Genomic DNA, 19,457 nt, shown 5'->3' with positions numbered 1-19,457 from the left:
GTTGTACTAGATGGAATCTCAGTGGTTATTTAACCTTCTCTTGATGCTTCAATTTGTGATCTTGATTGCAGTTGTCGTTTGGGCTTTTCGGTTGTCTAAGCGACTAGAGCGAGTGAAGCAACATCATGCAGAAGTAGAATTGAATCAAAAAAAGCAAGTGCAAGTGCTTGCTTCAGGCTCAATAGGGATGGGGCGCCGTTTGGTCGCCATTGAGAAAAAGTTGAATCTTGCTGTAGAAAAGCAATCTGAGATTTTATCGAAAGAGGGTGGCGTTTCGTATAACCGCGCTATGGAGCTTTTAGAAATGGGCGCAACCATTGATGATTTGGTATCTAAATGCGGTCTCATACGAGCTGAGGCAGAGCTGATCAGTTTATTAAAGCAAGAGTCACGTAGAAACTCTGATTACCACTGATGATCTTTGATTCTATGCGCAAAAGCGATTACCTCGGCTACTGCTAGATACAATGACTCCGGTATCTCTTCTCCTAACTCCAAAGTGCTGAGCATCTCCACAAGCTCAGGGCTTTGGTGAAGTAGAACGTCGTTTTCCTTGGCAACAGCCATGATCTTTTCAGCAAGTAAACCACTTCCTTTGGCGACGACTGTTGGCGCTGCACTAAAGTCATATTTTAAAGCGACGGCTTTTTGCATTAGGTTCTCACATCTATCAAGGATTGAGTGTTAACAATATTGGCTTTTTCTTTGTCTAGTTTAGCTTGAAAAGCGTCTAATCTTTCTACTTCAATGTCTTTGTCTTTTAACTGTTGTTTCAATGTGGGCAGGTTTTTCTGTAATTTTTGTACTGTTTCAGGATCTTCCGCGGCAAAGAGTATTCCAACTTTGTTTGCTTGAATACTGGCTCTCGCATCAAACCTTCCTGTTTCTTCAAAATCAAATTTTAGCTTCACCAACCAGCGCCTATCCTGTTTCTCTTGCTCTGCTGTACTTGCGTCTTTGTTGATCTCTATTTGTACAAAACTTGGCGATTGGCCATGTTTAATTGGCAATTCTATATGTAAAGGGTAGGTTGGAGTATTGATCTGATTCGGTTCAGAGAAATGTCGTAATTGACTGGTGGTAATGCGTTCGATTGCATTGGCAATTTGTTCTGTTGGAACATTGCCAATGCGCAAAGGGCCAATGCTTTCCTGGGTGTCTTTTAACTTTGTCAGATTGAGTTTTAGGTCGGCGGGTATTTGGGTCTTACTGTCATTAGCCAATAAAGATTCAGAGAATAGTCCGCTGGTTTGAATCGCCTGTTTCATGGCTTCCGGTGAAGTTGTTAATGCTCCCAAAGCTGGCATATTTTGTATCAGCTGTTTAAGCGCTTGCTGCGTTTGTGGTGGCAAGTTCGCATTCGATGTCTCGTTTAGGTTGTGTAACTGTTTGACGAGTTGAGACATATCCCCAAGGGATAACTGCTTCGGTAGGCTTTGTTTGAGGGCCTCTACTTGAACAGAAGGGGCTGTTGTATTGGTTTTTGTGGGCAGCACTTGCATGTTGTTATTGGCATCGACCATGATTCGAACGATATCGCCTTTTTTCAATGGTGTTTGACTAAGAATAGGGAATTCTGCCTTACCGTCAGAAACCGTTGCTCGTTGAGGGGATGGGGTGACTGCTGCGGTTGTTTGAATGCTCGTAGCTAGTTGTGGCGTATTTACTGTCAACGGTTGGTTGATTGTCTTAGCGTGAGTGTTTGTCGCCGCGAGTTGAGGGTTTGTTGCTTGAGCGCTAGAAGTTTGAACGCTAGAGGTCTGAGGGGCAAGGCTTGTTGGTTGAGTGTTTGTTGTTGTAGAAAGTGGAGCATTACCAATATTGTTTGTCGCAGGTGTTACTGAGGTAACCGTTAAGTTTACGACACGAGATGCCAGCATAAGATTATCGGCTTGCCTAACTTGAGGCGCATTTTGATTGACGCCCGTTTTGCTGGGTTGATTCTCTACAGGAAGAGTTAGAGAAGCTTGCAGAGAATTAGTTTTATATAATTTAGCATTTTGGATATCACTAATGTCGATGGGCGCGCCAGTATTAATAAGAGTAAATGGCTGTTGTGAACTGGTTGCATGCAAAAGTTGGGCTGGTTTGCCTAGGAAATTAAGTGACTCGCTGCCCTGAAATTTAATCAAGCTAAGATTTTCTATGAGTTTGATTTCACTGCTTAATTTCGCAATTGTTCCTGTGTTGCCTAATATATTATTGCTACTGTTGTTAGTCGCATTACTCTGCTTGCCTGATGATGCATTAAGCATAGATTGGATGTCAGAGATCATGTAGCCTGCCTGTTGATTAGATAGCCGATTGATTTGTGCTTTTGGAAACGCTTCTCATATAATGTTTGGGCACTTTAGTATAGTTAAGTCGTATAGATTAAATAGTGTAGCCAAACAATGTTAACCTTCACCCTTATATCGGCCGAATTGGATAAATCTTTTGCAATCTTCTGCTTCGTTAACAATATCAGACCTTTGGATTGAACGTGGAGAAAGAGACCTATGTAAAGGGCTTTCTTTGAGTATTCAGTCCGGTGAAGTTGTGCGTATTCTAGGAGAAAATGGGGCTGGTAAGAGTTCTTTGTTAAAAGTCATCGCCGGCATACTTTCATCTTTAGAAGGACAAATATTGTATTCGGGCGAGGATGTCACCTTAGATAGAAGTCTTTTGCAGCACGATGCAATCTATCTTGGTCATTCTGCCGGTGTCAAAAGTCTCCTCACTGTTGCTGAAAACCTTCATTGGTATTGTCCTGACGCTCCTTCAAGTGTGTTGTATTCGGTTTTAACTCAGTTAGACCTTGTAGATCAGGTCGATGTGCTGGTGAAAGCATTATCCGTAGGTCAAGCTCGCCGAGTTGCTTTGGCGCGTTTATGGTTAAGTAAGAAAACACTTTGGCTGTTGGATGAACCCTTTGTGTCTTTAGATGCCAGAGGTGTTGCTCTGTTAGAGGGACGTATTCAGCAGCATGTGTTGTCAGGTGGCTTGGTGGTGTTAAGCACCCATCAGGAGTTGCTGTCTATTGCTTCTCGTGATGTGGCATTGTTATGACGTATTCTTCTTTTTTAGCGTCTGAATTTTTAGTGTTATGGCGTCGTAAACAAGACGTTTTTAACGCATTGTTGTTTTTCGTCATTGTGGTTGCTTTGTTTCCGATAGGCATTAATTCTTCACCTGAATTTCTGGCGCCAGCGGCGGCAGGTATTGTCTGGTGTGCTACGGTATTGGCTATTTTGATGGCAGTAGAAGGCATGTTCAAAGAGGATTATCACGACGGTTCTTTAGAGCAGTTAGTGGTTAGTGGGCTTTCTTTACCTTTGTTGATTTTGTTAAAAATCGTCGCGCAATGGTTGACGGTTGTACTTCCTCTGCTTCTTATGATGCCTTTATTAAGTGAAATGCTGTATTTACCAAGCTCAGGTTTTTGGGTGTTGACCATGACATTACTTGTAGGCACACCAAGCTTATTTTTTATTGGTGTGATTGGTTCCGCTTTAACGGTATCGATAAAACAAGGCGCCATGTTGGTGATGTTGCTGATATTGCCGTTTTATTTGCCAGTGATTATTTTTTCAACGTTAGCCGTTAAAGCTGCACAAGCAGGTTTGCCTTATTCTGGATTATTGGCGATGTTATTGGCGATATCTTTGTTATCTTTAGTGATATCGCCTTTTATGACGGCGATTGTAGTCAAAGCGAGTGTAAACTGATGAGTTGGGCATGGTTTCATAAGTTAGGTTCACCTAAGTGGTTTTTTTCTTGGTCTAAACCCTGGGCATTGCCTGTGTTTTGTTTCGGCTGTTTGAGCCTTCTTATCAGTCTAGTGTGGGGGCTTGTATTTGCCCCTGCTGATTACCAGCAGGGTAACAGTTTTCGCATTATTTATATTCATGTGCCGGTAGCTATGTTGGCGCAGTCTTGTTACTTAGCGTTGGGCGTGGCAGGTTTTGTATTCCTTGTCTGGCAGATGAAAATGGCGCCTATTTTTATTAAAGCGATGGCACCGATTGGTGCGGTTATGGCATTGATCGCTTTGGTTTCTGGGGCTATTTGGGGCAAACCCACTTGGGGAACTTGGTGGGTTTGGGACGCAAGGCTTACTTCTGTATTGGTGTTATTTTTTCTCTATATGGGCATTATCGCGTTGCAAAATTCTTTAGACGATCAGGTTCTAGCGAATAAGGCTGCCGCTGTGATTAGTGTTGTGGGGTTGATTAACTTGCCTGTTATTAAGTATTCGGTGGTGTTGCTGGAAACCTTACACCAAGGGCCGACGTTTACGCTCACCAAAAAGCCTGATATGCCTCCTGAAATGTGGTTGCCTTTGCTCTTTGCTGTGATTGGTTTGTATTGTTTCGTGGCCGGTTTGCTTATTTGGCGAATGCAGTCGGAAATATTAAAGCGCGAACATAGATCTAGCTGGGTGAAACAGGAGGTAATGGAACATGGCCTTTAATAGCTTGTCAGATTTTTTGATGATGGGAACGCACGCAGTCTATGTTTGGTCGGCTTATGGTTTTAGTGCTTTGGGGTTGATTTGGTTGGTTTGGAATACGCTAGCGACGCGCCGAAAAACACGAGATACGTTACGTAAACGCTTTTTGAGGAATCGAACCCGCTAATGCATCCAGTAAGAAAAAAACGCCTATTAGTAATCACCGCCATTGTGTTGGTATTAGGTGCAGCGGTTGGCTTGGTAATGTATGCCTTGCAACAGAATATTAATTTATTCTTCTCTCCGTCCCAGATTGCCATGGGTGAAGCGCCGCGAAATGCCAATATCCGCGCTGGTGGCATGGTGGTAAAAGGCAGCGTTAAACGTAATTCAGATACCTTGGCAGTTGCGTTTGATGTGACTGATTTTCAGCACAAGGTCACTATTGAATATCGCGGAATTTTGCCTGACTTATTTCGAGAAGGTCAGGGCATTGTGGCTCAGGGTAAGCTGAATAATGACGGCGTGTTTGAAGCGACCGAAGTCTTGGCTAAACATGATGAAAAATACATGCCGCCAGAAATCACTGAAGCATTGAAAAATGCCCAACGTTCGACGGGCGAGAGCGCAGAGTCCGCGCAATCTACTTATTAATTTAGGCTGTTTATGTTTCCTGAAATTGGTCAATTCTCGCTAATATTGTCGTTGTTTTTTGCCTTGTCGCTGGCCTTAGTACCTTTGATTGGTTATTGGAAAGGTAATCGACCTTTGCTGGAAACGGCTCGACCACTGACTTTTATTATGTCGGCCTTGGTGTTGGTAAGCTTTGTCATCTTGAGCTTATCGTTTCTAACTGATGACTTTTCTGTGTTGTATGTTGCTCAGAACTCGAACAGCCAGTTGCCTGTTTGGTATAAATTTAGTGCCTTATGGGGCGGGCATGAAGGCTCATTATTATTGTGGGTACTGATCTTGTCTGGCTGGTGTTCCGCCGTTGCGTTAAAGATAAGAACTTTACCGGAAGATATCGGGCCCGTGGTTTTAGCTGTGTTAGGTATGGTCTGTGTTGGTTTTCTATCCTTCTTACTTTTTACCTCTTCGCCTTTTGCTCGTTTATTACCGGATGTGCCTGCCGATGGCGGTGACCTGAATCCACTCTTGCAGGATTTTGGTCTGATTGTTCATCCTCCCGTTTTGTATATGGGATATGTTGGCTTCTCTGTGGCGTTTGCCTTTGCTGTTGCTGCTTTGATTACAGGCAACTTGAACGCTTCTTGGGCGCGCTGGGCAAGACCTTGGACAGCAGCGTCGTGGGCGTTTTTGACTTTAGGTATCACTCTGGGAAGTTGGTGGGCGTATTACGAACTAGGTTGGGGCGGCTGGTGGTTTTGGGATCCAGTAGAAAACGCGTCTTTTATGCCTTGGTTAGCGGGAACGGCTTTGTTGCATTCTCTTGCTGTCACTGAAAAGCGCGGTGTGTTTAAAAGCTGGACTGTCTTACTGGCTATTTTTACCTTTAGTCTTTCCTTGCTTGGGGCGTTTTTGGTTCGCTCTGGTGTGTTAACGTCGGTGCATTCTTTTGCCGCTGATCCTACTCGCGGTATTTTTATTCTTGCTTTGCTCTTGGTTCTCGTTGGTAGCAGTTTGCTGTTGTATGCCATTCGAGCGACTGAGGTGCGTTCTACTGTATCTTTTGGCGCAACAGGGCGAGAAGCTTGGTTGCTACTCAATAACATCTTATTAACGGTTCTGACGTTAACGGTTTTATTAGGCACCTTGTATCCCTTGATATTTGATGCGTTAGGACTGGGTAAAATCTCTGTTGGCGCACCGTATTTTAATAGCGTCTTCACTCCAATCGCTCTCTTGCTGATGGTGTTTATGGCGGTTGGCCCATTATCTAAATGGCACCATACGAAATTCAGTGTGTTTTTTAAGGTTTGCTCTATCTCTGCGTTTATCGCTACCTTATCGGCGGGCTTGGTTGTTTATTGTTATGGGTTTGGTTTTATCGCTTGGCTGAGTTTGACCGTGGCGTTTTGGGTGGTGTGCTTATCTTTCTCTGATTGGTTTAGTAAAGTCTCTGCTGGTACAAAAGGCATTATTCCTCGCGCCCGTCAGTTACCAAGAAATTACTACGGTATGTTATTGGCGCATCTTGGTATGGTCGTTACCTTGGTGGGGATTGTTTTAGTTAGCGTCAATAGCCATGAGTCTATGTTGCGGTTATCTCCCGGGGATCGAGCAACTATTGCAGGCTATGAATTTCAATTTGATCAAATGGAGCAAGTGAAAGGGCCAAATTACGTAGCAAGCAAAGGGCAATTCACGGCTTATAAAGCGGGTAAAGCCGTAGCTGTTCTTCATCCAGAAAAACGTTTTTTTTCAACTCGCCAGCAAGTCATGACGGAAGCAGCATTAGATGCTGGTTTTACTCGTGATTTGTACGTTTCCTTGGGGGAGCGACTGGATGATTCCGCATGGGGCGTACGAATTTACGTGAAATCTTTTGTGCGTTGGATTTGGCTTGGAGGTTTGATGATGATGGCTGGTGGTTTGTTGGCTGCGCTAGATAAACGCTATCGAAAACGAGCAGGAGTCTAGCGATGCGAAAGTTGTTGTTTTTTATACCCTTGGTGGTTTTTCTGACACTTGGTGTTGTGTTTTATTTACAGCTTGGCAAAGATACCCAGTATATGCCTTCGGCTTTAGTTGGAAAAAAAGTACCTGAGTTTACCTTGGTGTCATTGCAAGACGACCAGGCTTATACGCACAAGGATTTACCAAATACGCCTTATTTGATTAATTTTTGGGGAACCTGGTGTCCTGCCTGTCATGTTGAGCACCCTTTTTTAATGGAACTGGCAAACTCTGGTGTGCCTATTATTGGTATTGATTATAAAGATCAAAAAGATCTTGCGGTGCAATGGTTAGGGCAAAAGGGGAATCCTTATCAAGCCATATTGATGGATGAGATAGGCAACTTTGGCGTTGATATGGGGGTCACAGGCACACCTGAAACCTTTGTTGTTGATCGTTCTGGTGTTGTGGTTTATCGGCATCAAGGTGTGATTAATGCCGAAAATTGGCCTGAAATAAAAGGCTACATGAAATGATGCTTTTTAGAGGTTTTTTCTTATTTATTGCTGTGCTTTTTTCCTTGTCTACTTTTGCTCAAGAGCAAATGGCCTTCAGTTCAGAGTTGAATAAAACACGTTATCAAAGTTTGGTTGAAGAACTACGTTGCCCGAAATGTCAAAATCAAAACTTAGCAGACTCTGGCTCTGGTATTGCCGTCGACCTTCGTGAGCTTGTCCATCAAATGATAGAGCAGGGTAAAACGGATCAGGAGATTGTCGATTATATGGTTGCGCGTTATGGCTCTTTTGTTTTATATCGTCCGCAGCATTCAACGGCCACATTTTTACTTTGGTATGGCCCATTTATTTTGCTTGGAGTAGGGCTTCTAGCTTTCGTTGCTGTGGTGGTGGCTAATCGTAAACGACGAGGGCGAGATTTATGATGATCGCGTATTTTGTGATGACCGTCATGATAGTGCTGAGCCTCGTCTATCTTTTTGGCTCAATTACTCACCATTTGGATAAACATCCAAATAATAAAGACAAGCAAAGTGTGTCAGCGTTTTCTAAGGTTCGTCGAAAAGAAATCGCGGAAGAAGAGGAAGCGGGACGATTGACTGCTAGCGAATCTTCCCAGCTATTACTTGATGTGGATTCTGAAGCGAATTCTATTGATGGTCGACAAAAGCGTTTTTTTCATAACGATATTTTCTTTGCTCGTTGGATCATGCTTAGTGTGGTTGCTGTTGCGGTTTTGGGGAGTGTGAGTCTTTACCAGTGGATTGGTTATGCGAAAGAAGTGGCTTTTACACAAGATTTGCAAACACAGAAGCTGACTCCGCAGAAAGTGAGTGATTTTTTGAAATATCGCAGTGCGCGATATGACAGAGTTGAGGATTGGTATTATTTAGCGACGGATTATGTCAGTGCTGAAAAGTATCAAGAGGCCGTTTTAGCGTTTGAAACAGCCTTAGAAAAACTACCAAGAAATGCCGAAAATCGTGTCAACTTGTTGGTTGAATACGCACAGGCTCTTTTTTATGCAAATGGCGGTCAAAGTTCGGAAAAAATGCTAAAAGTCGTTGATGCGATTCTACAAGTTGCACCGACTCAAGCCACAGCATTGGATTTGAAAGGCGTGGCTGATTTTGCACAACAAAATTATTTAGGCGCTGTATTAGCTTGGCAAGAGGCGATTCGCTACAGCGTACATTCAACAGAACGCTTGGCGTTATTGTCAGCGATAACGAAAGCTCGAGAATTAGGCCAAATTGATTATCAGCAAATCGCACCTATTATTACCGATCAGCTTGCGGTGAAAATCGAGTGGGATGCAAGAGAGCTGACATGGCAAAAGGACGATGTTTTGCTGGTTTATGCTGTGGTTAAGGGACAAAAAATGCCAATTGCTATACAGAGAGTATTTCCAGAGGATTTGGGGCAGCCAATTTTGCTAACCAATCTCGATTCATTAATGCCAACTGTGACCTTGGCGGAAGTGGATAAAGTTGATTTAGTGGTTAAATTAGCGAATATTAATGACAATGATCTTACAAAAGGTCGAATTATCGGTACAAAGCATGGTTTACTTACAAATCGTAAAGAGATTTTCGTAATCAAGGTCGCCTTGTAATTGAATCCTAGGCCGCTTCGTTTGATAATACGATCAACATTAATTGATGCAATTCGGAATAAGTAATGGAATTTAGCTTGCGTGAGTGGCTAATCTTGATTGGGGTCGTCATTATTGTCGTTATCCTCATAGATGGATTTCGTCGGTACAAAAAAGGGCAGGAATATGCCCAAGCAGATAATGACTTTTCTGATATAGATGAATCAGATGATGCACTAGTGCGTCAAAGCTCTGCCGTTGGGTATAGCAAAGTCTCTTCAAGTGAACGAGTAAAATCGTCACAAGATCCTATTGTTAATGCTTTCGAGAATGCTAGGAAAACAGCCAAAGCGCCGTTAGCCGATGTTCCTCATAAAGTAGATTCAGGTCCGGCATTGGATCGAGGTGAAGAAATGCACCTTGATGAGTTAGCTTCTTTGGTACCTGAACGTGATTTTGGTGATTCTGCGGTCTCTGAGCAAAACTACTCAGATGATGGTTTTTATGAGCAGGATGACCTTGACTTAGATTTTGCTGCTGACACTACGAACCAATATGATGCTCAAATCGACGAAGACTATGAACGTAGTTATTCTGAAATCGATATCGATCAAGTGACACCAAATGGTGTTATCGATGAAGACGAGCAAGAAGACAACAGTGTTGCTGAAATAGAAGAAGTTATTGTCATTAATATTTTTGCGCCTAAAGAGCAAAATTTCTCGGGTATGGAGTTGCTTCAGCTTATTTTGAATTGCGGTATGCGCTATGGCGAAATGGATATTTTCCATCGTCATGAAGATGGCTTCGACCGTGGTCGAGTGCAGTTCAGTATGGCGAATGCTATTGAGCCGGGCACTTTCGATCTAGATACCATGGGCGAAACTGATTGTCCTGGTGTGAGTTTTTTTATGGGCTTGCCTGGCCCAAAGAATAGCATGAAAGCGTTCGATTTCATGCTTGAGACCGCTCAGACTCTAGTGCGTAACTTAGGTGGAGAGTTGCGTGATGAGCGTCGAACCCCAATGAGTGATCAAACCATTGCTCATTGTCGTCAGCGAATACGCGATTTTGAGCGCCGTCGGTTAATGCGCAACAAACAGTAATACGAACCAAGGCCCTAAGGGGCCTTGGTTGCTTTAGACCCGCTAAAAGAATTCAATTCGAGTTAATTTATATATGAGCCAAGAGACAAACATGACGCATCAGCAGATGCTGGACTTGATTCAGCTGCTTAACGATTATAGCTATGCCTATCATGTAAAAGACGAACCAATCGTTCCTGACGCAGAATATGACCGCGATTATCGCCAGCTTCAAGCTATAGAAGCCGAGCACCCAGATTGGATTCAGGCGGATTCACCAACCCAGCGAGTTGGGGAGAAACCTGACAGTGGTTTTGCTAACGTTGCCCATACTGTCCCTATGTTATCGTTGGACAATGCCTTTGATAACGAGTCCTTGTCTGATTTTGATCAACGTGTTCGGAAATTGCTTAATACCAATCATGTGACATATTGCTGTGAGCCGAAACTTGATGGCTTAGCGATCAGTTTGCGTTATGAAGATGGTCGCTTGGTGCGAGGTGTCACCCGCGGTGATGGTTTGTCTGGTGAAGACATTACGTCGAATATTAAAACGATCTACTCTGTACCGCTGAAACTGCGCACTCAAACACCGCCAGCAGTGTTAGAAGTTCGTGGTGAAATCTATATGCCAAAAGATGGTTTTGAAAAACTGAATGCCTTGGCGATTGAGCAAGGTGAAAAGACCTTTGTTAACCCTCGTAATGCGGCAGCAGGCAGCTTACGTCAGCTTGATCCAAAAATTACCGCGACTCGTCCTTTGGTTATGTGTGCTTATTCAATTGGTTATGTGGAAGGTTGGAATCAGCCTAAAAGTCATTACGAAGGTTTGTTGCAATTAAGCGAGTGGGGCTTTCGTACCAATGATCTAATGGCAACAGCTGAAGGCGCGCAAGGTTGTATTGATTATTACGAAATGCTCAATGAAAAGCGTGCCAGTTTGTCTTATGACATCGACGGTATTGTTTATAAAGTTGATCAAATTGCCTTGCAGAATCAACTGGGTTTTATTGCCCGAGCGCCGCGTTGGGCCATCGCCAGAAAATTTCCTGCTCAGGAAGAAATGACCAGAGTATTGGGCGTTGATTTCCAAGTAGGTCGAACTGGCGCTATTACGCCGGTTGCACGACTAGAACCCGTGTTTGTCGGCGGTGTGACGGTTTCTAATGCTACCTTGCACAACAAAGACGAGATTGCTCGTTTAGGTGTGAAAGTGAATGATTTCGTGATTGTGCACCGTGCTGGCGACGTGATCCCTAAAGTTGTTCAAGTTGTTCTTGATAAGCGCCCTGATGATGCGACAGAGGTTATTTTTCCACAAGCTTGTCCTGTTTGTGGCTCAGACTTGGAACAAGTCGAGGGTGAAGCCGTGATTCGCTGTACTGGCGGTTTGGTTTGCGGCGCGCAGCTAAAAGAATCCCTAAAGCATTTTGTTTCGCGCAAAGCCATGGACATTGACGGTCTCGGTGACAAATTGATTGAGCAATTGGTCGATCAAGAGTTGGTGAAAACCCCTGTTGATATTTTTACCTTGAGCGAGAAAAAAGACACCTTATTGTCTATGGAACGCATGGGGCAAAAGTCAGTTGAGAAGCTTCTTGCTTCAATCGAGACGGCAAAGAATACGCAATTTAACCGCTTTATCTATTCATTGGGTATTCGTGAAGTGGGTGAAGCCACAGCCCGTGCTTTAACCAGTTATTTTACAGAGCTGGATGATTTAATGGCGGCGAATCAAGAAGCCTTGCTAGAAGTGGAAGATGTCGGCCCCATTGTAGCTCAACATGTGCGTTTGTTTTTTGATCAAGAATTGAATCGAGAAACCATTAAAGGTTTGCTGGCCGCTGGGGTTGTTTGGGAGAAAAAGCAGCAAGTTTCTACTGATGAATTACCTCTATCGGGTAAAACCTATGTGGTAACTGGTTCATTAAGCCAATTTAGTCGCGACCAAGTAAAAGACAAGCTACAAGCATTAGGTGCTAAGGTGAGTGGTTCAGTCTCTGCGAAAACAGATTGCTTAGTCGCCGGTGAAAAAGCTGGTTCGAAACTCACCAAAGCACAGTCTCTTAATGTGCCAGTTATTGATGAAGCGGGTGTCATTGCTTTGCTTAATCAACATGGAGCGATTTAATTGGATACTTTAATACCTTATGATTCATTAGCACCAGATACGCTAGAAACCATTTTGGATGATATTGTGTCTCGTGATGGCACGGATTATGGTGACTATGATTTGTCGGCAGTGCAAAAGCGCGAGCAGGCGCTAAGATCGTTGCGAAATGGGGAAGCTGTGCTGTTATTTGATACAGAAAGCGAAACCATCAAAATGATTCCGAAAGGTGACTTAAGTAATTACGACCTCATTTGAATTTGAGGTCGTAATTTGTTTTCGTTATTCCACGCAATCTCGAACACAATGGTTAATATTGTGATCCATCACTCGGGATGGTTCTTCGCCCGTATTGCGCCCGACGATTTTGGCTGGAACACCTGCAACGGTTGTGTGGTGTTCAACAGGTTCTAGAACCACGCTACCCGCACCAATTTTTGCGCCTTCGCCGATCTCAATGTTGCCAAGGATCTTGGCACCAGCGCCAATCAATACACCGGAACGTATTTTAGGGTGACGATCTCCGTGCTCTTTACCTGTGCCACCTAGAGTGACCGATTGTAAAATAGAGACGTTGTCCTCAATAACACAAGTTTCACCAACCACAAGCCCTGTGGCGTGGTCTAGCATGACGCCACAGCCTATTGTCGCTGCTGGATGGATGTCGACGCTAAAGACCATCGACATTTGTCCTTGCAGATACAAAGCTAAACTCTTACGGTTGTTTTTCCAAAGCCAATTTGCCACACGATACGTTTGTAATGCGTGGAAGCCTTTAAAAAACAATAGTGGTGTAGTAAATGTATCGCAAGCGGCATCCCTTTCTTTTATCGCTAAAATATCTTGCTCGATGCATCTGACAATGCCAGAGTGAGTATCTGCCATGGCTTCTTCGAATACTTCTCGTAATACCATAGCGGGAATTGATATGCTGTCTAGCTTGCTGGCAAGTAAAAAGCTTAAAGCAGAACACAATGATTCATGACGTAAAATAGTGGTGTTGAAATAACTGGCTAAAATAGGTTCGTCTTGTGCAAGCTTTTTTGCTTCCGCTTGTAAAGATGGCCATAGATTGTCAGAAGTCACGGCATGATGCATTGTTATACTCAAGGGGTATTCACCTATATCGATTCACGTTTAGAATGTAGGTTATAAGGTTAGGGTTAAACAATACAAGGGGCAATGTGAAGATTGCTCAATAAAGATGGAGATAACATGTCTAAAAAAAATGTTGCTGATGCATTGCATATCTTTTATGAATTAAATTCCGCATTTTCCGATGCTTATTGGGAAACTAATGATATTAATCAGAAAGATCGCTTTTTTGCGATGAAAGGCATATTGCAAGATGAACTCGACGAATTGCATAAGCTTAGCCTACAGGATCACGTCTATCCTTATGAGCCTATTAATCCAAGTCTATTGCAGCTAAGCGATAAGCTACGCGCTTTGTTGCCAGAACTTAATCGCTATGTGTTCCGTCCTCAAACCTCAAATCGATTTGTCGAACTTATTCCGAGTGCTTGTGAGCTGTTTGAGTCATAAGGGAATAATGGCGAAAGTATCACTGCATTGAGCTTTTCATAAGTGACTCAATGCAGTGAGTTTAAGAGCAATAGGTTTACGTTCTTGTGTCGCCTTAAACGTTTTGGCTACGCTTTAGGTCGCGAATGATAAAGCGGCTTGGGTGTAGTTTATGGCTTACTTGTTGTTCCAAAGGCGAAGGCGTTCCAGTGATTAAGCTGGCAATATAGCTCCCGCTTAATGGTGTTGATATTAATCCTCTCGAACCGTGTCCTATATTAATGTAGAGCTGTTTTATGGGCTCTGCAATCTCATTACTTTGCCACTTGGCGTTCTTAGTAAGAGTTGAGTAGGCTTGTTGATAAATATCCTCGGATTGAATCGGTCCAACAATCGGTGTGTAATCTGGAACAGCGCACCTAAACGACACTCGTCCACCACAGTCTTCACTATTAAATGTTTCTTTTGGCAATAAAAGCAGGCTTTCTAAAATGGCTAAATTGCGTTTATGCCCTTCTTCTCTTACTTGATCATCTTGGTCTTTTAGATCGTATGTCGAGCCAAAGTGCAGTAAGCCGTTTATTGAAGGAGAAACATAGCCAAACTCACAGAGAACCTTATCGAAGTTTATTTTATCGGCAGACTCACCGTTGGCTTGGCAAGCAGCTTTGGCTTTTTCAATATCAATGAACGAGACTTGCCCACGAATCGGGTAGTCTGGTGTATTAGGTGTTACTCCTAAAGCTTTTGTATCATTTGCCGTGCATAACACAACATGCGAAAAGCGTGTTTGTTGATCGTTTAATAGTGCATCTTGACGATTGGAGTATGCTTGCCAGCCGACGGTTTGGCCATCTACTTCAACAGCTGAGAGGCTCTCAAGCTTGGTGTTTAAACAAACATGAATGTTTTCGTGAGATAAAAGTGTCTCGCAAAGCTGTGTCAATACAACCCATCCAGAAAGCGGCAAGAGCAAACTTCCTTCTCTGTCCTTAGATGCTTGCAGAACAGCTTCTGGATAGAGCTTTTCATTGAGTAGCTTTTGAAAGCGTCCAGCTTCTTTATCGTGTTTCGGGATTTGTATTAATCCACAGGCATCCCAGAATCGTTTGTGTTTATCTAGGCTGGAATATAAGCGAGTTGCGTGTAAATAAGCAGATAAATAAAAACGATTCACTGGTGTATCTTGCGAGGCTAGTTTAGGGTAAAGCATGCCTTGCGGATTACCTGACGCACCGCCAGCAATGCAATTACCTTGTTCCCATACTTCTACATTTATGCCTTGTTTAGCGAGGGCATAAGCGGTATTAGCGCCTGCTAATCCTGCACCGACGACCAAAACCTTAGTGACTTCTTGCGTTTTATCTTGACGAAGATTGAACCACGATTGACCTTGGGACATGCGCTCAGGCAGTGACGCTGTGGGGTTATTCAGTTCGCCAACCGTCATTTCTCTTTTTTGACCAAAACCTTTTACTTTACGAACATCAAAACCAACGTTTTTTAAGCCTCTGCGCACAATGCCAGCAGCGGTGAAGGTAGAAAAGGTCGTACCTTGATGGCTAAGGCGATGAATATGTTTAAAAAGATTATCTGACCACATTTCTGGGTTTTTGCTGGGAGCAAAACCATCTAAAAACCAAGCATCGACATCGGCATCTAACGCAGCGAAGCCGTCTTCTGCTTCACCAAACCAAAGTGTTAACTGGATTCGACCTTGTTCTAGCTCAACACGGTGGAAGCCGTGGCAAACTTCTGGGTAAGCGTCGATTAGTTGCTGACTGAAATGGCTTATAGAAGGCCACATTTTTAAGGCATCGGTCAACATGCTCTTGGTCATAGGGTATTTTTCGACCGAGATGAAGTGCAATTGTTTATCGCTGGTGGCTTCGTTTAAAAAAGCCTGCCAAGCGCATAAAAAATTTAATCCCGTACCAAAGCCGGTTTCGGCAATCACGAAGGCATTTTTTTGTAACGATACCCAGCGTTCGCTTAGCTGGTTGTTTTTTAAAAAAACGTGACGTGTTTCTTCCAGCCCTGACTCTTTGTCAAAATAGACATCGTCAAACTGGTTGGAGTGAGGAGCGCCATCCTCACCCCAACTTAGCGTAGGAGATTCTAATTGATAACTAGTTAACACGCGTGATGCTCTCGATTATAACGGGTTCGGTTGGGACGTTTTGGTAAGGACCAACCGTTGACGTTGGTACAGCAGAAATAGCGTCAACTATGTCCATACCTGAAATAACCTTGCCAAATACGGTATAACCAGCAGCTCCACGGACACCATCGTTCAGAAATGTATTATCAACTTGGTTAATAAAGAATTGTGATGTTGCGCTGTTTGGATCTTGAGTCCGTGCCATTGCTAGTGTGCCACGATTATTGGCTAATCCATTATTGCCCTCGTAGGCAACCGCTTGATGTGTTGTCTTACGTTCTAGATCTTTAGTAAAACCACCACCTTGTACCATAAAGCCGCGAATGACCCGGTGAAAAATAGTGCCGTTATAGAAACCTTCGTCGGCATAACGTAGAAAGTTGGCAACAGATTTTGGCGCGGCGTCATCATTTAGGTCGACGCGGATCGTGCCTTGGTTGGTTAAAATATCGACTTCTGTTGCGTTGACTTGTGAACAAAGAGCGAGCAGAGCCAAGCTAGTGATAAGAGATTTACGCATAGTGCTACTTCCTTATTGAATGTATGGGCAATAGTATTAGTTGTGTAGTGGCGTTCCAAGACGTCTTGTTAATTTATCGGAGAGAAAGCAAATGCGAACTGCTGCCGTAGAAATTGAATATTGTACCTTATGTCGCTGGATGTTGCGTGCGGCTTGGTTGTCTCAAGAGCTGTTAACGACATTTGATGATGATATAAAAAGTGTCACCTTGCTACCAACTCAGGGTGGGACTTTTAAGGTGAGAGTGAACGGTCAGGAAATTTGGTGCCGGAAAAAAGAAGACGGATTTCCTGAGGCAAAAGTACTAAAACAGCGAATGAGAGATGTGATCGACCCTGAGAGAGATCTTGGGCATTCGGATGTTAAAAAATAACAAAATAAATTCCACAAAAAATGCCGCTTCGTATTGATAGCGGCATTTTATTAAGTCTTTTTGTTCAATTAGTTCGGAAAAACTTGCTTAAAAGGTTTAACCGTTACATTTTCATAAACGCCAGCATCCACATAAGGATCTGCATCAGCCCATGCTTTTGCTGCCTCAAGACTAGTAAATTCTGCAATAACAACACTGCCGCTAAAACCGGCATCGCCTGGGTTATCAGAATCAATAGCTGGGTTTGGGCCAGCCAACACTAAACGGCCTTCGTTCTGCAGAGCTTCTAGGCGAGCTAAGTGAGCAGGGCGTGCTTGTTGACGAGCGCTAAGGCTGTTTGTCACATCTTCACCGATAATAGAGTAAAGCATCGTTATTCCTTATTTTGTAAGTGCGATGATAAGTAAATGCCTTGTAATATAATAAATACAATGGTCATTCCTAATAAACCGAACAGTTTGAAATCTACCCAAACTTCTTCGCTATATGAAAACGCAACATATAAGTTAGTGGCGCCGGAGACAATAAAAAAGCCAACCCACGCAAGGTTTAAAGTACGCCATACTTTGAACGGCAACTCTAATTTATCACCCATCATGCGTTGAATGATATTTTTATCACCGATGAATTGGCTGCCTAAAAAAGCAATGGCAAACAAACCGTTTACGATCGTTGGTTTCCATTTTATGAAATCTCCATCTCCAAGAAGAACGGTTGCGCCACCTAATAACACCACTAATGCCAGAGAAACTAAGTGCATTTTTTCTACGGTGCGGTTTTTGAACCAAGTAAAGCCCACTTGAAGTATTGTGGCTGGGATTAAAATGGCGGTTGCGAGAATAATATTTCCTGTCATTTTATAAACAACAAAAAAGATAACAATAGGAAGAAAGTCGAACAGTATTTTCATATAAAAACCCAGTGAATGTATACTAAAATGCATGTATGCTGGACTTATGATAACCACCATTCCTTTTAAAGAACAGCCAATCTATGCCTGAAGCAGCAAGTTATCGAAAAGTCGATTTACATACACACTCTACACGTTCTGATGGCCGTTTTTCACCAACAGAGCTTGTTGATCTTGCAGTAGAACAGGGTGTTTCTTTGTTTGCACTTACTGATCATGACACGCTGGATGGTATTGTAGAGGCAAGTCAGCGAGCTGCAGAGCACGAGCTGAGTTTTATTCATGGTGTTGAGTTGTCGACGCAGTGGAATGGTATTCCCTTACATATGGTGGCTTTGAATTTCTCGCTAGACAACGCAGCTTTGTTGTCTATTGTGAGTGAGAATCAGGCTATCCGTCTTGATCGAGCTCGGCTTATTGCTAACTTGTTGATGAAGCAAGGATTACCTGACTTATTTGATGAAGCCGTTGCCTTGGCTGGCGAGAGTCAACTTGGTCGACCGCATTTTGCGACTTTACTGGTTGAGAAAGGTTTTGTAAAAGACACTAATAAAGCCTTTGATCGCTATCTAGGCAATAAAAAATTAGGTCAGTTACGTGATGTTTGGCCGGAACTTGAGGATGTTTTGACTGCGCTTTCTGGTCAGGATGTTGAACTGGTTTTAGCTCACCCTAAACGCTATCCTTTAACAGTAACTAAGTTGAAACGTTTATTGGGTGATTTCAAAAAATGGGGCGGAACTGGCATTGAAATAGTGTCAGGTAATGAGCGCCCAGATAGTGTTCGTTTGCTTGAACGCTTATCCAGAGAGTTTGATTTAAAAGCGTCCGTAGGAAGTGATTATCATGGGCCATTTGGTCCGTGGATGCAGGTTGGTAAATTTACACAAATACATGAAAGTGAAGTGAATTTAGTGTGGCAGGCTTGGAAATAGCACCGCTTATTTCTAAGCTCTTTTGAATTAGTTAGCGTTATTGTTGTTATATTTTTTTAGTGGAGAACAGGTTGAGTCAATTTTTTCAGATACACCCAGAAAACCCGCAAGCACGTTTGGTGAAACAAGCGGCAGAAGTGATTCGTAATGGTGGTGTTATTGCGTATCCAACAGACTGTGGGTATTCGCTCGGCTGTCATTTGGGTGATAAAGATGCATTGGATCGAATTCGAGCCATTCGTCGTTTGGATGATAAGCATAACTTTACTTTGGTGTGTCGAGATTTGTCTGAAATATCAACCTATGCGCGATTTGATAATCGCTTATATCGTTTGTTGAAAAATAATACGCCAGGTCCTTATACTTTTATTTTTAATGCAACATCGGAAGTGCCTAGACGATTATTGCACCCTAAAAGAAAGACCATTGGTATTCGTGTTCCGAATAACAATATAGTTTCAGCTTTGTTGGAAGAGTTGGGCGAACCTATTATGAGTGTTTCTCTCATCTTGCCAGGAGAGACGGATCCAATGACAGACCCATATGATATTCGCGATACGCTAGAACATGCGCTAGATTTAGTTATTGATGGCGGCTTTTGTGGTTTACAGCCGACAACGGTGGTTAAAATGGATGCAGATAGTATTGAAGTTGTGCGTGTTGGTGCTGGTGATCCTGCTCCCTTTCTGTAAAATCTTTAATATTCAGCTGTCAA

At 43.1% G+C, this 19,457-nt stretch carries 24 protein-coding genes; 17 read left to right on the top strand and 7 right to left on the bottom strand.

Features of this window, described 5'->3' with window-relative positions:
* Positions 1-10 precede the first annotated feature (10 nt).
* A complete protein-coding gene (locus CYL31_RS15830) occupies positions 11-415 on the top strand; it encodes a DUF2802 domain-containing protein (protein WP_212916145.1) in 405 nt (134 codons plus the stop codon).
* Here the strand turns inward: CYL31_RS15830 and CYL31_RS15825 are convergent.
* A complete protein-coding gene (locus CYL31_RS15825) occupies positions 406-654 on the bottom strand; it encodes an EscU/YscU/HrcU family type III secretion system export apparatus switch protein (protein WP_212916144.1) in 249 nt (82 codons plus the stop codon). The two genes, CYL31_RS15830 and CYL31_RS15825, sit on opposite strands and share 10 nt — an antisense overlap.
* Positions 654-2,276 (bottom strand): flagellar hook-length control protein FliK, encoded by a 1,623-nt coding sequence (gene fliK, locus CYL31_RS15820; RefSeq protein WP_212916143.1) that lies wholly within the window; start codon positions 2,274-2,276, stop codon positions 654-656. Before fliK ends, CYL31_RS15825 begins: the two co-directional genes overlap by 1 nt.
* Before the next feature lie 160 nt (positions 2,277-2,436).
* Here fliK and ccmA point away from each other — a divergent pair, with 160 nt between their 5' ends.
* The 12 genes from ccmA to CYL31_RS15760 all read left to right on the top strand — a co-directional run bounded on the left by ccmA (position 2,437) and on the right by CYL31_RS15760 (position 12,577).
* Complete coding sequence (ccmA, locus tag CYL31_RS15815) at positions 2,437-3,048, top strand: cytochrome c biogenesis heme-transporting ATPase CcmA (protein ID WP_212916142.1); 612 nt, start codon at positions 2,437-2,439, stop codon at positions 3,046-3,048.
* Complete coding sequence (gene ccmB, locus CYL31_RS15810) at positions 3,045-3,707, top strand: heme exporter protein CcmB (protein ID WP_212916141.1); 663 nt, start codon at positions 3,045-3,047, stop codon at positions 3,705-3,707. The genes ccmA and ccmB overlap by 4 nt, the downstream gene beginning before the upstream one ends.
* Positions 3,707-4,453, top strand: coding sequence for a heme ABC transporter permease (locus tag CYL31_RS15805; protein WP_212916140.1), 747 nt, complete (start codon positions 3,707-3,709; stop codon positions 4,451-4,453). The genes ccmB and CYL31_RS15805 overlap by 1 nt, the downstream gene beginning before the upstream one ends.
* On the top strand, positions 4,443-4,619 hold the full coding sequence (ccmD, locus tag CYL31_RS15800; RefSeq protein WP_212916139.1) for a heme exporter protein CcmD: 177 nt from the start codon (positions 4,443-4,445) through the stop codon (positions 4,617-4,619). Before CYL31_RS15805 ends, ccmD begins: the two co-directional genes overlap by 11 nt.
* Positions 4,619-5,086 carry a cytochrome c maturation protein CcmE gene (gene ccmE, locus CYL31_RS15795; RefSeq protein WP_212916138.1) on the top strand — a complete coding sequence of 156 codons (468 nt, stop codon included), beginning with the start codon at positions 4,619-4,621 and terminating at the stop codon, positions 5,084-5,086. The genes ccmD and ccmE overlap by 1 nt, the downstream gene beginning before the upstream one ends.
* Before the next feature lie 12 nt (positions 5,087-5,098).
* Complete coding sequence (locus CYL31_RS15790) at positions 5,099-7,036, top strand: heme lyase CcmF/NrfE family subunit (protein ID WP_212916137.1); 1,938 nt, start codon at positions 5,099-5,101, stop codon at positions 7,034-7,036.
* A 2-nt stretch (positions 7,037-7,038) separates the two neighbouring features.
* A complete protein-coding gene (locus CYL31_RS15785) occupies positions 7,039-7,548 on the top strand; it encodes a DsbE family thiol:disulfide interchange protein (RefSeq protein WP_212916136.1) in 510 nt (169 codons plus the stop codon).
* On the top strand, positions 7,545-7,955 hold the full coding sequence (locus CYL31_RS15780; RefSeq protein WP_212916135.1) for a cytochrome c-type biogenesis protein: 411 nt from the start codon (positions 7,545-7,547) through the stop codon (positions 7,953-7,955). Before CYL31_RS15785 ends, CYL31_RS15780 begins: the two co-directional genes overlap by 4 nt.
* Complete coding sequence (locus CYL31_RS15775) at positions 7,952-9,145, top strand: tetratricopeptide repeat protein (RefSeq protein ID WP_249411607.1); 1,194 nt, start codon at positions 7,952-7,954, stop codon at positions 9,143-9,145. The genes CYL31_RS15780 and CYL31_RS15775 overlap by 4 nt, the downstream gene beginning before the upstream one ends.
* Positions 9,146-9,210: 65 nt before the next feature.
* Positions 9,211-10,230 (top strand): cell division protein ZipA, encoded by a 1,020-nt coding sequence (zipA, locus tag CYL31_RS15770; protein WP_212916134.1) that lies wholly within the window; start codon positions 9,211-9,213, stop codon positions 10,228-10,230.
* 91 nt (positions 10,231-10,321) lie between these two features.
* Positions 10,322-12,340, top strand: a complete 2,019-nt coding sequence (gene ligA / locus CYL31_RS15765) for an NAD-dependent DNA ligase LigA (protein ID WP_212916133.1) — start codon at positions 10,322-10,324, stop codon at positions 12,338-12,340.
* The gene (locus tag CYL31_RS15760) at positions 12,341-12,577 is read left to right on the top strand and encodes a YheU family protein (protein ID WP_212916132.1); all 237 of its coding nucleotides are present in this window, start codon (positions 12,341-12,343) and stop codon (positions 12,575-12,577) included. It abuts the gene before it with no gap.
* 24 nt (positions 12,578-12,601) lie between these two features.
* Here CYL31_RS15760 and cysE read toward each other — a convergent pair whose 3' ends face one another.
* A complete protein-coding gene (gene cysE / locus CYL31_RS15755; protein WP_212918923.1) occupies positions 12,602-13,417 on the bottom strand; it encodes a serine O-acetyltransferase in 816 nt (271 codons plus the stop codon).
* Between the two features lie 117 nt (positions 13,418-13,534).
* On the opposite strand from cysE, the gene CYL31_RS15750 reads away from it, so the two are divergent.
* Positions 13,535-13,864, top strand: coding sequence for a hypothetical protein (locus CYL31_RS15750; RefSeq protein WP_212916131.1), 330 nt, complete (start codon positions 13,535-13,537; stop codon positions 13,862-13,864).
* Positions 13,865-13,958: 94 nt separating this feature from the next.
* Here the strand turns inward: CYL31_RS15750 and mnmC are convergent, their stop codons facing one another.
* Together mnmC and CYL31_RS15740 are read right to left on the bottom strand one after the other, a co-directional pair.
* Positions 13,959-15,983 (bottom strand): bifunctional tRNA (5-methylaminomethyl-2-thiouridine)(34)-methyltransferase MnmC2/FAD-dependent 5-carboxymethylaminomethyl-2-thiouridine(34) oxidoreductase MnmC1, encoded by a 2,025-nt coding sequence (mnmC, locus tag CYL31_RS15745; RefSeq protein ID WP_212916130.1) that lies wholly within the window; start codon positions 15,981-15,983, stop codon positions 13,959-13,961.
* Positions 15,973-16,524, bottom strand: a complete 552-nt coding sequence (locus CYL31_RS15740) for a peptidylprolyl isomerase (protein ID WP_212916129.1) — start codon at positions 16,522-16,524, stop codon at positions 15,973-15,975. The genes mnmC and CYL31_RS15740 overlap by 11 nt, the downstream gene beginning before the upstream one ends.
* 91 nt (positions 16,525-16,615) lie before the next feature.
* Here CYL31_RS15740 and CYL31_RS15735 point away from each other — a divergent pair, with 91 nt between their 5' ends.
* The gene (locus tag CYL31_RS15735) at positions 16,616-16,897 is read left to right on the top strand and encodes an Rdx family protein (RefSeq protein ID WP_212916128.1); all 282 of its coding nucleotides are present in this window, start codon (positions 16,616-16,618) and stop codon (positions 16,895-16,897) included.
* A 68-nt stretch (positions 16,898-16,965) separates the two neighbouring features.
* Here the strand turns inward: CYL31_RS15735 and CYL31_RS15730 are convergent, their stop codons facing one another.
* Positions 16,966-17,268: a YciI family protein gene (locus CYL31_RS15730; protein ID WP_212916127.1), complete on the bottom strand. Its 303-nt coding sequence runs from the start codon at positions 17,266-17,268 to the stop codon at positions 16,966-16,968.
* A 2-nt stretch (positions 17,269-17,270) separates the two neighbouring features.
* The gene (locus tag CYL31_RS15725; RefSeq protein WP_212916126.1) at positions 17,271-17,807 is read right to left on the bottom strand and encodes a septation protein A; all 537 of its coding nucleotides are present in this window, start codon (positions 17,805-17,807) and stop codon (positions 17,271-17,273) included.
* Positions 17,808-17,890: 83 nt separating this feature from the next.
* Here CYL31_RS15725 and CYL31_RS15720 point away from each other — a divergent pair, with 83 nt between their 5' ends.
* The gene (locus tag CYL31_RS15720) at positions 17,891-18,742 is read left to right on the top strand and encodes a PHP domain-containing protein (protein WP_212916125.1); all 852 of its coding nucleotides are present in this window, start codon (positions 17,891-17,893) and stop codon (positions 18,740-18,742) included.
* A gap of 71 nt (positions 18,743-18,813) precedes the next feature.
* On the top strand, positions 18,814-19,434 hold the full coding sequence (locus CYL31_RS15715; protein WP_072841296.1) for an L-threonylcarbamoyladenylate synthase: 621 nt from the start codon (positions 18,814-18,816) through the stop codon (positions 19,432-19,434).
* Positions 19,435-19,457 lie beyond the last annotated feature (23 nt).

It is taken from the genome of Marinomonas sp. A3A (genome assembly GCF_018336955.1).
In the GTDB taxonomy this organism is placed as follows: domain Bacteria; phylum Pseudomonadota; class Gammaproteobacteria; order Pseudomonadales; family Marinomonadaceae; genus Marinomonas; species Marinomonas lutimaris.
The sequence above is the reverse complement of the archived record's forward strand: the minus strand, read 5'-3'. Positions and strand labels throughout refer to the sequence as shown.